A 13,656-nucleotide genomic window follows, 5' to 3' on the forward strand; every position below is an offset into this window, starting at 1 on the left:
GATCGCGAGTCCGAGGAGGACGCCATGACGTCGAACGGCGCCGGCAGCCGCCGGGTCACCCCGAACGTGTTCGCCGTTCCCCTCGGGTTCTGCGGGCTGGCCCAGTGCTGGACCACGGCCCACGCCGTCTCGGGCACGCCGCAGTGGCCGGCCTCCACGCTGTGGATCGTCACGGCGGTCGTCTGGGTGGCGTCGCTGATCTGGTACGGCCGCGACGTCGTCCACGGTGGACGGCTGCGCACCGAGCTCAAGGATGCGGTTTTCGCCCCGTTCACCGCGGTCATCGCGATCGTGCCGATGTTCCTCGGCGTCGCCCTGGCCGGCCACGCCCGCCGTACCGGGGAGATCGTCTTCGGCATCGCCCTGGCGCTGACCGTGGCGATCGGCGCCTGGCTGGCCGGGGAGTGGATCATCGCGGATTTTCAGCTCGCGCACTGGCATCCCGGGTACTTCCTGCCCACGGTCGGCGGTGGGCTGATCGGCGCCGGCGGCAGCGCGGCCCTGGGCCACCGCACCCTGGCGATGACCATGTTCGGTTACGGGGTGATCTGCTGGCTCCTGCTCGGCGCGATCATCCTGGCCCGGCTGGTCACCGCGCCCGCGTTGCCGGTGCCGTTGCGCCCGACCATAGCCATCGAGGTCGCGCCCCCGGTGGTCGCGGGCAACGCCTGGTTCCTGCTCGACGGTGGCCGGATCGACGCGGTCGCCGCCGGGCTCGCCGGTTACGCGATCCTCATGGTCCTGGTGCAGATCCGCCTGATCCCGGTCTACCGGCGTGTCCCGTTCGGCCCCGGGTGGTGGGCGTTCTCGTTCTCCTACGCCGCCGCCTTCACTTTGGCCGTCAACTGGCTGGGCGCCGGGCGCGTGCCGGGGGCCGGTGGCTGGACGGCGGTGCTGCTCGCCGTGCTCACGCTGGGCATCGCGGCGCTGACCGTCCCCACCGTCCGGCGTCTGGCCCGGGGCACCTATCTGCCGGTCGCGGCGGCCGGCCACCCGGCGCCGGCCGTCCGGGCGGGTTGACGAGCCGGGACACCGGGCCGGCCCCCCGTTGTTTCCGGTCAACCCGAACGTGGTCGCCGGTGATGTGCCGCACGATGCCTCTGACGTACCGCCGCGGGAAGGTGACGACCAATGCCGTTCCATCACAGCGCGCCGGGGCTCGCCCCGGGCCTGGCAAAGCCCCGGCCCGGCACGGCGTCGATCGTCGGCTTCCTGCTGGTGATCGAGTTCGCCTCCGGGCTCACCCAGGGCTGGCTCTCGCCGCTGCTGCCGAGCATCCTGCAGCGGTACGACACGACCGCGGCCAACCTGAACTGGGTCAACGCGGTCTTCCTGTTGTCGTCGGCCGTGTGTGTGCCGCTGCTGTCCAAACTCGGTGACCTGTTCGGACACCGGCGACTGCTGACCGTGGCCGCCGCTTCGGTGGCGGTCGGCTCGGTGCTGGTCGCCGTGGCTCCCAGCTTCGGCGTCCTGCTGCTCGGACGGGCGCTGCAGGGGCCGCTGCTGGCGTTCCTGTCGCTGGAGTTCGCGATCGTCCGGGAGCGGGCCGGGCCGTGGGCCGGCCGGGCGGTCGGGCTGCTGGTCGGCTCGCTGGCCCTCGGCGGCAGCGTCGGACTGCTGCTCGCCGGGCAGACGCGCCAGCACCTGAGCTTGTCCACGACGCTGTGGGTGCCGGCCGTGCTGATGATCGTCATGGTGCCGGTCGCGGCGATGCTCGTCCCCGAGACGACGCTGCGCACGCCCGGTCGCGTCGACTGGGCCGGGGCCGGGCTGCTGAGCCTCGGCCTGGTGCTGCTGCTGGTCGCGGTCGGCAACGGCGGCGCCTGGGGCTGGACGAGCTGGCGGGCGACCGGGGGGATCGCCGGCGGTCTGGTCGTGCTGGCCGTCTGGGTCGTGCTCGAACTACGGGTGGCGCAGCCGTTCGTCGACGTGTCGCTGGTCCTGCGGGGCAAGCTGGGCCCACCGGTGCTGGCCGGGTTCTTCGCCGGCGCCGAGCTGTTCGGCAGCCAGGCGGCCGGCGCGCTGTTCCTGGGCCTGCCGGCGAGCACCGGGGTCGGCCTGGGGCTGAGCGCCGGGCAGCTCGGGCTCGTGCTGGTGGTGTTCGGCCTGGCCGCGTTCGTCGGCACCTGGTTGGCTCCCCGGCTCGCCGAGCGGTCCGGCACCCGGCCCACGCTGATCCTCGGGGCGATCCTGAGCGCCGCCGGCTACGTCCTGACGGCCCTGGCCCATGACACGGTGGGCGTGTTCGTGGCCTGGCAGGTGCTGGTCGGGGTGGGCAACGGCCTGGTACTGGCCGTGCTGTCGGGCTACGTGGTGACGCACGCCCCGGCCGACGCCGTCGGGATCAGCTCGGGCCTGCTCAACACCGCGCGGACGGTCGGCGGCGCGGTCTCGGGCGCCGCCTTCGCGGCGGTCATGGCGGCGATGGTGACCCGGCCCGCCGGCGCCGCCCGGCCGGTGACGACCGAAGCCGGCTACATGACGGTCTGGTTGGTGTGCGCCGCCCTGGTGCTCGCGGTCGCCGTCCTGGCCCTGCGCCTGGACGACCGGGCGCGACAGCGGACGTCGCCCACCGGTTGAGCCGGGCCGCCGGATCGACGGCCGGGAATGATTTCCGGTCAGCCCTACCGCCATCACGGTGGCGCGCTGAGAGGATGACCGGATGCCAGGCCCGATCCTTGTCGTCGACGACGACGCGTCCGTCCGGGGGCTCGTCGTGCGGATCCTGCGGAGCTGGGGCCACGCGGTGATCAGCGAGGCCGGGTCGGTGGCCGAGGCCCTCGCCCACGCGCGGGCCGAGCCGCCCGGCCTCGCGCTGGTCGACATCGGGCTGCCCGACGGCGACGGGTTCTCGCTCACCCGGCAGCTCGTGTCCGGGCGGGCGGCGATCCGCGTCGTCCTGTTCTCCTCCGACGCCGACCCGTCCAACCGGGCGGCCGCCGCCCGGGCCGGGGCGATCGGCTTCTTTCCGAAGGACGAGCTGTTGAGCCCCGCTCTGCAACGACTCATCGAGGAGCGGTCCGATGACGGACAATGACACCGCCCGCCCGCTGCGGGTGGCCATCGGCGAGGACGACGTGCTGCTCCGCGAAGGCGTCGCCCGCATCCTGACCGGCGCCGGGCTCGACGTCGTCGCCCTGTCCGGTGACGCCGACGACCTGCTGCAACGCACGCTCGCCTATCGCCCGGACGTCGTCATCGCCGACGTGCAGATGCCGCCCCGGCGTCAGGACGACGGCCTGCGGGCGGCGATGGAGCTGCGCCGCCGCTCACCCGGGATCGGGGTGCTCATCCTCTCCCAGTTCTGCGAGCCCGCGTACGTGATGGACCTGGTCGGCGACCGGCCCGAAGGGGTCGGCTACCTGCTCAAGGAACGGGTCGGAGACGTCACGGCGTTCGTCGACGCGGTCACGCGGGTGGCGGCCGGCGGCAGCGCCCTGGACCCCGAAGTGGTCGGCCGGATGCTCGGCCGCCGCACCAAGGAGGGACCGCTGCGGCTGCTGACGCCCCGCGAGCTGGAGGTGCTCGGGGCGATGGCCGAGGGCTTGTCCAACTCGGGGGTGGCCGAGAGCCTGCTGATCAGTCACGCCTCGGTCGAGAAACATGTGACGGCCATCTTCCGCAAGCTGCGCATCACCCCGACGGACAGCGAGCACCGCCGCGTCCAGGCCGTCCTGACCTATCTGCGCGCCGGCGATCACCGGCGATGAGCCCGGGCCGGTCGCGCCGCGGCCCGGCCGCGTCGTGGGGGCCGCCCTCGTGAGGGCCCCGAGATACGTACGGATGGCGCTCCTGGCGCTGGCCGAGGCCCGCGTCGCCGGGGGAACGCGCCGTCTCCTGGAGGGTCAGGCGGCTCTGCGCCGGGTGACCGCGATCGCCGCCGCCGGCGAACCGCCCCGGGCCGTGTTCGAGGCCGTCACCACCGAGGTCTCGGCGCTGCTGGACGGCGGGCTCGTCGCGCTGACGAGATACGAGGGCGGCGGAACCGACTCCGTCGTCGTCGCCCAGACCGGTGGGCACGTCGCCGTCGGCGCGCGGCTGCACCTGACCGGCGACGGCATCGCCACCCGGCTGTGGCGGTCGGGCCGGCCCGAGCGCATCGACGACTACTCGGTCATCGCCGCCACGATGGCGGCGGGCCTCGGCGTACGGGCCGTCGTGGCCGTCCCCGTAACGGTGGACGGCAGCCTCTGGGGCACCCTGAGCCTGAGCTCACGGGGTGATCCGCTGCCGGCCGGCACCGAGGAGCGGCTGGCGCTGTTCGCGGCGATCGTCGCGGCCGCGGTGGTGAGCGCGGCCGCCCGGGAGAGCCTGCACGACCTGGCCGCCGAGCAGGCGGCGTTGCTCCGGGTGGCGGCGCTGGTCGCCCGCCGGGCCGGCGAGACCGAGATCTTCGAGGCGGTCGCCACCGGGGCGGCCGGTCTCATCCACGACGAACCCACCACGCTGGTCCGGTACGAAGGCGACCGGACCTTCATGGTGCTCGCTCACCGCAACGGCCCGGCGCCGGTCGGCACCAGGGTCACCGTGCCCGCCGGTGACGCCGGCACCCTCGACGAGATGATGCGCACGTTGCGGCCGGCCCGGCTGGACCGCTACGACCTGGTCGCCGACCGGACGTACTCGAGCCGGGACTTCGGCGTCGGGTCGAGCGTCTCGGTGCCGATCATCGTCAACGGCCGGCTGTGGGGAGCCCTGGGCACCCTGAACGAGGGCCGGCGGCTGCCGGCCGGCACCGAGACCCGCCTGGGCAAGTTCGCCGAGCTCGTCGCCTCGGCCCTGGCCAACGTCGAGGCGCATGCCGAACTGCAGCGTTTCGCCGCCCGGCAGGCCGCCCTGCGGCGGGTGGCCGAGCTCGTGGCCGCCGGGTCGGCTCTCGGCGAGGTCTTCGACGCGGTCGCGACGGAAGCCTCGAACATCCTCGGCGAGTCGGCCGCGAACCTCTTCCGGCACGACGGCGCCCACTACACGGTCGTCGCCACGTCCCGCAGTTCGATACCGGTCGGGTACCGCAGCCAGGCCGACGGCCGGGTGAGGTGGACCGGGGGGTCGTGCCGGTTACCGACCCTGGCCGGTACCGACTCGGCCCGCCTGACCCGCGACTTCGACGTCGGAGCCCTGGTGGCCGTGCCCATCTTCGTCGAAGGGCAGCTGTGGGGCGGGCTGTCGACGACCACGCCGGGGGACCCGCCGCCGCCCGACGCCGAGGACCGCCTCACCGAATTCGCCAAACTCGCCGCCGCCGCCATCGCGAACGCCGAGAACAAGGAGAAGCTGCGGACCTCCCGGGCCAGAGTGGTGGCAACGGCCGACGAGGTACGGCAGCGGCTGCAGCGCGACGTGCACGACGGCGCCCAGCAGCGGCTGGTCCAGACAGTGCTGTCCCTGAAACTCGCCCTCGACGCGGCCGCCCGGGGCGAGGACACCGTCGGTCTCATGCGCGAGGCCCTCGAGAACGCCGAGCGGGCGACGGTGGAACTGCGCGACATCGTGCACGGGATCCTCCCGATGGCGCTGGCCCGGGGCGGCCTGCGCGCCGGGATCGAGTCGCTGCTCACCGCGGTCACGATCCCCGTGGACGTCGACCTGACCACCCAGCCCCTCGAGCGGTTGCCGGGCGAGGTCGAGGTGACCGCGTACTTCGTCATCGCCGAGGCCCTGACCAACGTGGTCAAGCACGCGAACGCGACCCGGGCGCGGCTCACCGTCAGCGCCGGCGCCGGCCGCCTGGAGGTGGAGATCAGCGACGACGGCGCCGGCGGCGCCGATCCCCGCCGCGGCTCGGGCCTGACCGGCCTGTCCGACCGGGTCGACGCCCTCGACGGCACCCTGAGGCTGACCACCACCGCCGGCGTGGGCACGACCGTGCGGGTCGTCCTGCCCCTGCCGGGCGCCGGACCGGGTTGACCACTGATGAGCGCGGGGTGCGAGGCTGGCAGGATGGAATCGGTCTGGGATTACCCGCGTCCGCCGCGGTTGGAGCGCACCTCGGCCCGGGTGACGGTGGTCCACGCGGGAGAGGTGATCGTCGACAGCGATCGCTGCTGGCGGGTGCTGGAGACCTCCCACCCGCCGGTCTACTACGTGCCGCGCGACGACATCGCGGCCGGCGCGCTCGAGCCGGCCACGGGCGGCTCGTACTGCGAGTTCAAGGGCCAGGCGACGTACTGGGACCTCGTGCGCGGTGACACCCGGGTGTCCCGGGCCGGCTGGTCCTACGAGCGCCCCACCTCCGGCTACACGCAGCTGGCCGGGGCCGTGGCCTTCTACCCGAGCCGGGTCGACGAGTGCCGGGTCGCCGGGGAGCTGGTCCGGCCCCAGGAGGGCGACTTCTACGGCGGCTGGATCACCGACGACATCACCGGCCCGTTCAAGGGCGCCCCGGGCACGATGGGCTGGTGAAACCGCCACGGCGGCCGCCCGGTGTGGTCGCACCGGCAGATCAGCGCAGCTCGGGCTCGCCGACGTCGGGGTCGTCCCGCCGGAAAGCGGCCAGACGGGGGAACCACTGCTGGACGACGGACCGGTCGGCGAGATCCCGATGCTCACCGGTCAGCTTCTCCGGCTCGTCCGGGTAGCACTCGGGCGGCCAGACCCCGCTGACCGCGATGTGCGCCTCCGTCAGGAACTCGCCGAACCACGGCGCGCGGGCATTGCCCGCGTCTGCGGCGAGACCGGCGAGGCTGTCCGGGTCGTCGACAACCTGTTCCACCACCGTTCGCCTGCCTGCTGTCCTTCCCGGCCCGGCCGATGACCCGGCCGCAGCGGATGCGGTTCGCCCTCGATCTGACCACGGTGTGCGGCGGTGGCTTCGTCGTGTTGTGGTATCTGGTGCTGGCTCCGGCCCTGGACGCGAATCTCGGTTCGTCCCGCATGATCACGATCATCCAGCCGGTGCTCGGCCTGGTGGTGGTCTTCGCGGTCAGCGCGGTGATGATGCGCGGTGGCGTGGCGACCGTGCGTCACCCGCTGACCTTCCTGCTGCTCGGGAACGCCGGGCTGGTCGCGGCCACGACCGCCCTCGGGTATGTGCTCGCCCGCTCCAGCGTCGCCGTCAACCTTCCCGGCATCGACCTGCTCTTCCACAACGCTCTTCTGCTGATCATCGCGGCCGCCGTGATGCAGCACCGTGGCGTCGGGCGCGGCGCGGTCACGACGCCCGCGGCGGGTCACCGGCGTCCCACGCTGCTGCCGTACATCGCTCTGGCGATCGGCTTCGGCGTGCTGGTGGCCGCGGCCGTGAGGCACGGTCCGAACCCGTGGGCCGGTCTGGTCGCGGGTGCCCTGGTGATGTCCGGCGCGGTGGCCGGCCGTCAGATCCTGGCCCTGCGCGAGAACCACCACCTCATCGTCCGGGACGCGCTGACCGGTCTGAGCAGCCGCGTCGCCGTCTACGACCGGCTGCGCCGCGCGGTGGAGCGCAGCAACGGCGCCGGTCACCCCACGGCGGTGCTGCTGATCGACCTGGACGGCTTCAAGCCGGTCAACGATCGTCTCGGCCATCAGGCCGGTGACGAGCTGCTGGTCGCCTTCGCCGGCGTGCTGCGGGCCGCCGTGCGGCCCGGTGACACCGCCGGGCGGCTCGGCGGGGACGAATTCGTGCTGATCCTGCCCGAAGTGGGTGACACCGGGACCGCCCGGCGGATCGCCGACACCATCGCGGCGGCCTGCGACACCCCGTTCCCGGTGGCCGGGGAGCCGGTCACGATCGGGGTCAGCATCGGCCTCAGCGTCACCGAGGCCGGTACGCCGGCCGAAGCCCAGCGACTGCTGCACGAGGCCGACCTCGCCATGTACCACGCCAAGCGCCGGCGTGGCGGCCGGCCCGTCGCCACGTACGAGCTGGGCCTGGACCTTCAGCCGGAGTCGCTGCCCGCAGCCACCGGGATGCCCGGCCTGAACGCCGCCGAGCCGGCCGAGCTGGACCGTCTCCGCAACCGGGTGGCCGAGCTCGAAGAGCGAGGTGCCGGGCGACGGCGAGCCACTGTCTGACCTCGCATACCGCGACCCGGCGGTGGGTGGGTCAGCACGTCGGCGGTGGTTCGACGGTCGCATCGGCCCGGGTGAAGTCGAACCGGGTGGAGTCGGTGCGGGGGAGCAGGATCGCGGTGCCGTCGCGTGGGGACCAGCCGGTGGGCAGCAGCAGGTACTGGCCCCCGGACTGCAGGACGAGCTTGAGGTTGTCGTAGCGAAAGCCGTACGTGGCTTTGGGATCTTCACAGGTGGTCTCGCGGACGCGGGGATCGGCGAAGCTCAGGCTCGCGGCGCTGTAGAGCGTCGCGTCGGGGAAGGTGGGGAGCTGGCCGACCAGCTGCTCGGCCCGCGACCGGCCCACCGCCGCCGAGTAGTCGTTCGCGGCCCAGAACAGGGCCAGGCCGACCAGGACGAAGACGACCGCCCAGTCGAGGGCGGCGATCCCGTCGGACGCGTCGGTGCGGGTGCGGCGGACGGCGAGGACCAGCAGCACGGCGCCGGCGGCCAGGCAGAGCGGGGCCACGGCCAGGCGCCGGTTGAACGGGGTCTGCCACACGATGGCGGAGAGGCCGTTGGCCAGGAGCAGGACGCCGGCGGCCGGCACCGCGTAGGTGAGGAAACGTGACGCCCGCAGCCGGCCGGTCGGGAGCCGGACGCCGATCCACAACACGGCCAGGACGGCGCAGGCGGCGATGGCCAGGGGGACGAACAGGCCGTCGACGCTGAGCTGAAGGTAGTCGGTGGTGGTCAGCCCGAGCAGTGACGTGTCCACCCCGAAGTAGTCGTAGAAGTAGTAGGCCCGGGACCAGCCGAAGTAGAACAGGATCGCGGTCACCACGGTGGTCGAGGTGAGCACCACGCCGAAGGCCCGGTTGACCTGCGGCAGGCCGCGCGCCGGGGGGATCTCCACGACAGCCGGGCCGGAAGGGGCCGGCGCTGGGGCCGGCTCAGCCGGGGCCGGTTCGGCGGCGGTCACGGCTGGCTGTCGTCGCCGCCGGACGCCGGCGGATCGTCGTCCGGGGTCGGCGACGGTGCGTCCGGAGTCGTGGCGGTGGCCGGCGGTGTCCCGCACGGATCTCGGCCGGCCACCACGATGACGGTCGACCCGCGGGGCACGGTGGAGCGCTGCGGCGGGATGGTCTCCCAGAAGTCGCAACGGGCCAACCCGTCCTGGGTGTAGCGGACCTTCACGGTCAGGCAGAGCTTGCCGCCGCACTGTTCCCGGATGCCGGCTCTGATCACGCCGAGGATCCCGTCGAGAGGCGCGCCCTGATCCGTGACCTTCGCGGGGATGCGAATCGGGGCGCCGGGTGCGTGCTTTCCGCGCGGTGGATCGGGTTTCCCGCGCGCGCCGCCGTTGCCGTCGCCCTGGCCGCCGCTCTGCTGGTCTTCGCCACTGGCGTCGTTGTCGCCATTGTCGTGGTCGTTTTTGCCGTTCTTCGCGTTGTTGTCATCATCTGTGCCCGGCCGGGGTGCGCCCGGCACCTGCGGGCCGGAGCCGCCGGAATCCACCGACTTCGCCGAATTGCTGGTAGCGGTGGAGGTGGGCGCGCCGCCCGAGGCCGCCGGGACCGGGGAAGGGGCCGGAAGCGTCTCGCCCCGCGGCGAGAGCGGGTCCGCGCCCCCGCATCCGCCCAGGAAAAGGCCTGTGGCCGCGGCGGCGGCAATCGTCTCCCGCATTCGTCCCATGGTCGTTCACCGGCCCCTTCGTCGGGAATTCACACTCCGTCCGCCCCGGGCGATCGACAAGGGGAAAGTCGCGCATCAATCAGTTACGGTCACCCGACAGGATCAGTCCATTCATTCTTTTCCTTCGATTCCTGCGCCTATTCATCGGACCTTTTCGGTGGCGCTGCGACGGGTGCGAGTGTCCATTCGGGTGAGCGAGGAAACCGGTGGGCGCGCCTTCATCTGGAGCCTGATCGGGTGATGGTCCGGCCGGGCTCGCGCGGTAGCGGTCGGGCTCGCGTCAGGCTGGTGCCACCTCGAGGGCCTGCTCCACCGCCGCGACCACCTCGTCGAGGGAGCCGTCCACCCGTACGCCGTCGAGGAAGAACGTCGGGGTGCCGTCCGCCCCGCTGTCCTGGGCGCTGCGCACGTCGGCCTCGACCTGGACGTCCACCGCCGCCGACTCGAGGTCGGACAGGAAGCGCGGCACATCCAGACCGGCCGACCGGGCCGCCTCGGTCAGGGACTCGTCGTCGAGTTCGTCGGCGGCCAGCAGCCGCTCGTGCATCGGCCAGAAGGCGCCCTGGACGGCAGCGGCCTCGGCGGCCTGCGCGGCCCGGCGCGCGTCCGGGTGGAACTCGTCGAGCGGCAGGTGCCGCCACACATAGCGGAGCCGGTCGGGATGCCGGGCGACGAGCGCGGCCACCGCCGGGGCGGCGTCGCGGCAGTACGGGCACTCGTAGTCGCCGAACTGCACCAGCACGACCGGCGCGTCCGCCGGGCCCCGGCTGTGCTCGCCCGACTCTTCGACCGCGGGCGTCAGAGCGGACGGCTCGCCGGGAGCGGACTGCCCACCGGGCAGATGGAACAGCACCCAGCCGAGCCCGGTCGCGACCACGGCGGCGGCCAGGATGCCGATCTTCGCCTCGTCGCGGACGGTCTCGTCGGCGATGGCGAGTTCGGCGACGAACAGCGACACGGTGAAGCCGATACCGGCCACCGCGCCCACGGACAGCACCTGAGGCAGGCCCACGCCGTTCGGCAACCGGCCCAGTCGGGTACGGACCACGATCGCCGAGGCGCCCCAGATGCCCAGCGTCTTACCGGCGACCAGGCCGGCGAACACCCCGAGGGTCACCGGCGAGGTCACCGCCCGGGACAGCAGCTCGGGGCTGAGGGCCACGCCCGCGTTGGCCAGGGCGAACAGCGGCACGACGAGGAAGCTGGTCCACGGGCGCAGCAGGTACTGCAGGCGGTCGTTGGCCGACACCGCGCCCTGCGCGCCGATCGACAGCAGCCGGGCGGCTTCCGGACCGGGTTCGCGCCGCAGCCGCCCGAGCAACCGGTCGAGCCGGTCGAGGTCGGCGCGGCGCGGTACGAACGCCGGGGTGAGCAGCCCGAACACGACCCCCACGATGGTCGGGTGCAGCCCCGACTCGTAGGTGGCGACCCACAGCGCGACCCCGACGACCAGGTAGGGCGTGGCCCGCCAGACGCCGAGCATGCGCATGACCAGCGCCACCCCGATCAGCGCGGCCGCGACGAGCAACGGGATCAGGTGCACGGCCTCGGTGTAGACCACGGCGATGACCAGGATCGCCCCGATGTCGTCGACCACGGCCAGGGTCAGCAGGAAGACCCGGACGTTGGCCGGGCAGCGCGGGCCGACCAGCGCGAGCACACCGAGCGCGAACGCGATGTCGGTGGCCATGGCCATGCCCCAGGCCGACTGGGCGGTGCTTCCCATGGTGACCGTCGCGAAGATGACCGCGGGCACCACCATGCCACCGGCCGCCGCCACGATGGGCACGATCGCCGCGCGACGGTCCCGCAGGTCGCCCAGGGTGAGCTCCCGGCGGATCTCCATGCCGGCGAGCAGGAAGAAGAACACCATCAGCCCGTCGTTGACCCAGTGCCGCAGATCCTCGGTGATCGCCGAGCCGCCGAACCCGACCGTGAACTCCGTGTCCCAGACCGTCTCGTAGCCCGCGCCCGGCAGGTTGGCCCAGATCAGCGCCAGCACGGTCGCGACCAGCAGTGCCGCGGCGCCGCGGGTCTCGGTGGCCAGGACGGTACGGATGCGGTGATCGAGGCGCAGGGTCCGGTCCGTACGGGGGCGCTGACCGCCCCCGGCCATGCGGCGTACCCGGGCGGTGACACTCATCGTCGAGAAACCTCTCGTCCGGTGCGTCAGGCCGGGCCCGGCCGGTCGGCCTGGTAGACGTCCGGGATGCCGTCGGCGTCGTCGTCGGCGCTCTCCTCGGCGAGGATCCGGCGGTAGTGGCGGTCCCGGATGCGCAGGATGACCGCGGCCAGCACGGCGGCGATCAACGAGCCGAGCAGGATCCCGAGCTTGGCGTGCTCGTCGCGGGGGCTGCCGGGGCCGAAGGCCAGCTCCCCGATGAGCAGCGAGACGGTGAAGCCGACACCGCCGAGCATGGCCAGCCCGACCACGTCCCACCAGCTCAGCCCCTCGGCCAGCTGGGCCCGGGTGAAGCGTTGCACCAGCCAGGTCGCCGCGGTGATCCCGATCGCCTTGCCGGCCACCAGCCCGACGACGACGCCCACGGCCACCGGGTCGCGCAGGCTCGCGCCGAACCCGCCCGAGCCGGCCACCGACACCCCGGCGGCGAAGAACGCGAAGACCGGCACAGCCACGCCGGCGGACAACGGGCGCCACCGGTGCTCGAAGTGCTCGGCCAGGCCCGGTCCGGGCCCCTCCTTGCGCCGGATCACCGGGACGGTGAAGGCCAGCAGGACGCCGGCCACGGTGGCGTGGATGCCCGACTCGTGCACCAGCCCCCAGGTCAGCAGCGCGAGCGGCAGCAGGATCCACCAGGAGCGGACCCGCCGCTGCACGAGAAACCCGAACAGGGCCAGCGGGATGAGGGCCAGCGCCAGCGGCACCAGGTGCAGCGAGCTGGTGTAGAAGACCGCGATGATGGTGATCGCGAGCAGGTCGTCGACGACCGCCAGGGTGAGCAGGAACGTGCGCATCGCGGACGGCAGGCTGGTGCTGATCACGCCGAGCACGGCCAGGGCGAACGCGATGTCGGTGGCGGTGGGGATCGCCCACCCCTCGGGCGCGCCGTCGGCCGAGGTCAGGTTGACGGCGGCGTACAGCAGGGCGGGCAGCGCCATGCCCCCGACGGCGGCGGCCACCGGAAGGGCGGCGCGGCGCGGTTCGCGCAGGTCACCGGCGACGAACTCCCGTTTGAGCTCGAGACCGGCGACGAAGAAGAAGATGGCCAGCAACCCGTCGGCCGCCCAGGTGGACAGGGACAGGTCGAGGTGCCAGGCGCTCGGGCCGATCCGGACGGCGGCGAGGTCGCGGTAGACGTCCGACCAGGGGGAGTTGGCCCAGGCGAGGGCGGCCACCGCGGCCACCAGCAGGAGCACGCCACCGGTGGTCTCGGTGCGCAGAATGTCGGCGATGCGGCTGGCCTCGGGCCAGGTGCCGCGACTGAACAGACTGTTGGAGTTCTTGGGCTGCATCGGCTTCTTCCGGGGTCGGCAAAAGAATCGCCGACCAGGCTTCCCGGCACACCGCGGTTTACCCTACTGGAAGGGCGGCCTCATCGCAGCGTGCCGAGGATCGCACCACCGTCACCGGCGTGGCAGACCGGCCGCCCGGGGCGGCTCGTGCATCCACCGCTGGCCCCGCCCGAGCACCGCCGCGAAGCCGATGAGCACGGTGTACGGCCACGGCGAGACGTCGCTGACAAGATCGCCCTGCTGGTGGGCGAGAAATCCGACGAAGGTCAGCGCGGCGAAGACGGTCACCGCGGCGCCGGCCCGCCAGTCGGCCAGGAACCGGGCCAGAACGCCCGCGGTCACGGCCAGGATCAGCAGGCGCGTCGCCAGCTCCTGCGGCCCGGTGAGCGCCGCCGCCCCCAGCGCCGCCACCACGACAGCGACGCATCCCCCCGCTGTCCCGAACCCGAGCATCGAGTTCTTGTCCGGCCCTGTACGCACCGTGGCTCCCTCACTTGCCGTCGCCGGACTCGAGCCGGC

13 protein-coding genes are annotated in these 13,656 nt (G+C 73.1%); 7 read left to right on the plus strand and 6 right to left on the minus strand.

Annotated features, from left to right (window positions below; genetic code table 11):
* Positions 1-24 precede the first annotated feature (24 nt).
* The 6 genes from HJC40_RS04325 (at position 25) to HJC40_RS04350 (ending at position 6,402) form a co-directional block, all read left to right on the plus strand.
* On the plus strand, positions 25-1,020 hold the full coding sequence (locus HJC40_RS04325; RefSeq protein ID WP_249998342.1) for a hypothetical protein: 996 nt from the start codon (positions 25-27) through the stop codon (positions 1,018-1,020).
* Positions 1,021-1,131: 111 nt separating this feature from the next.
* Positions 1,132-2,580 (plus strand): MFS transporter, encoded by a 1,449-nt coding sequence (locus tag HJC40_RS04330; protein ID WP_249998343.1) that lies wholly within the window; start codon positions 1,132-1,134, stop codon positions 2,578-2,580.
* 82 nt (positions 2,581-2,662) lie between these two features.
* Complete coding sequence (locus HJC40_RS04335) at positions 2,663-3,037, plus strand: response regulator (protein ID WP_249998344.1); 375 nt, start codon at positions 2,663-2,665, stop codon at positions 3,035-3,037.
* Positions 3,038-3,050: 13 nt separating this feature from the next.
* A complete protein-coding gene (locus HJC40_RS04340; RefSeq protein WP_284042748.1) occupies positions 3,051-3,710 on the plus strand; it encodes a response regulator transcription factor in 660 nt (219 codons plus the stop codon).
* A 73-nt stretch (positions 3,711-3,783) separates the two neighbouring features.
* Positions 3,784-5,907 (plus strand): GAF domain-containing protein, encoded by a 2,124-nt coding sequence (locus HJC40_RS04345; RefSeq protein ID WP_249998346.1) that lies wholly within the window; start codon positions 3,784-3,786, stop codon positions 5,905-5,907.
* 33 nt (positions 5,908-5,940) lie between these two features.
* Positions 5,941-6,402, plus strand: coding sequence for a DUF427 domain-containing protein (locus tag HJC40_RS04350; protein ID WP_249998347.1), 462 nt, complete (start codon positions 5,941-5,943; stop codon positions 6,400-6,402).
* A gap of 40 nt (positions 6,403-6,442) precedes the next feature.
* Here HJC40_RS04350 and HJC40_RS04355 read toward each other — a convergent pair whose 3' ends face one another.
* Positions 6,443-6,715 carry a hypothetical protein gene (locus tag HJC40_RS04355; RefSeq protein ID WP_249998348.1) on the minus strand — a complete coding sequence of 91 codons (273 nt, stop codon included), beginning with the start codon at positions 6,713-6,715 and terminating at the stop codon, positions 6,443-6,445.
* A 35-nt stretch (positions 6,716-6,750) separates the two neighbouring features.
* Here HJC40_RS04355 and HJC40_RS04360 point away from each other — a divergent pair, with 35 nt between their 5' ends.
* Positions 6,751-7,992 (plus strand): diguanylate cyclase domain-containing protein, encoded by a 1,242-nt coding sequence (locus HJC40_RS04360; RefSeq protein WP_249998349.1) that lies wholly within the window; start codon positions 6,751-6,753, stop codon positions 7,990-7,992.
* 31 nt (positions 7,993-8,023) lie between these two features.
* Here the strand turns inward: HJC40_RS04360 and HJC40_RS04365 are convergent, their stop codons facing one another.
* From HJC40_RS04365 to HJC40_RS04385, 5 genes are all read right to left on the minus strand, one after another.
* Complete coding sequence (locus HJC40_RS04365) at positions 8,024-8,884, minus strand: hypothetical protein (RefSeq protein ID WP_249998350.1); 861 nt, start codon at positions 8,882-8,884, stop codon at positions 8,024-8,026.
* 62 nt (positions 8,885-8,946) lie between these two features.
* Entirely contained in the window at positions 8,947-9,654 is a 708-nt protein-coding gene (locus HJC40_RS04370; protein ID WP_249998351.1) for a hypothetical protein, read from the minus strand.
* A 289-nt stretch (positions 9,655-9,943) separates the two neighbouring features.
* A complete protein-coding gene (gene nhaA / locus HJC40_RS04375; protein WP_249998352.1) occupies positions 9,944-11,806 on the minus strand; it encodes a Na+/H+ antiporter NhaA in 1,863 nt (620 codons plus the stop codon).
* A 26-nt stretch (positions 11,807-11,832) separates the two neighbouring features.
* Positions 11,833-13,137 (minus strand): Na+/H+ antiporter NhaA, encoded by a 1,305-nt coding sequence (gene nhaA, locus HJC40_RS04380; protein ID WP_249998353.1) that lies wholly within the window; start codon positions 13,135-13,137, stop codon positions 11,833-11,835.
* A 111-nt stretch (positions 13,138-13,248) separates the two neighbouring features.
* A complete protein-coding gene (locus HJC40_RS04385; RefSeq protein ID WP_249998354.1) occupies positions 13,249-13,617 on the minus strand; it encodes a hypothetical protein in 369 nt (122 codons plus the stop codon).
* Positions 13,618-13,656: the final 39 nt, after the last annotated feature.

It is taken from the genome of Actinoplanes sp. M2I2 (assembly GCF_023544445.1).
Classification (GTDB): domain Bacteria; phylum Actinomycetota; class Actinomycetes; order Mycobacteriales; family Micromonosporaceae; genus Actinoplanes.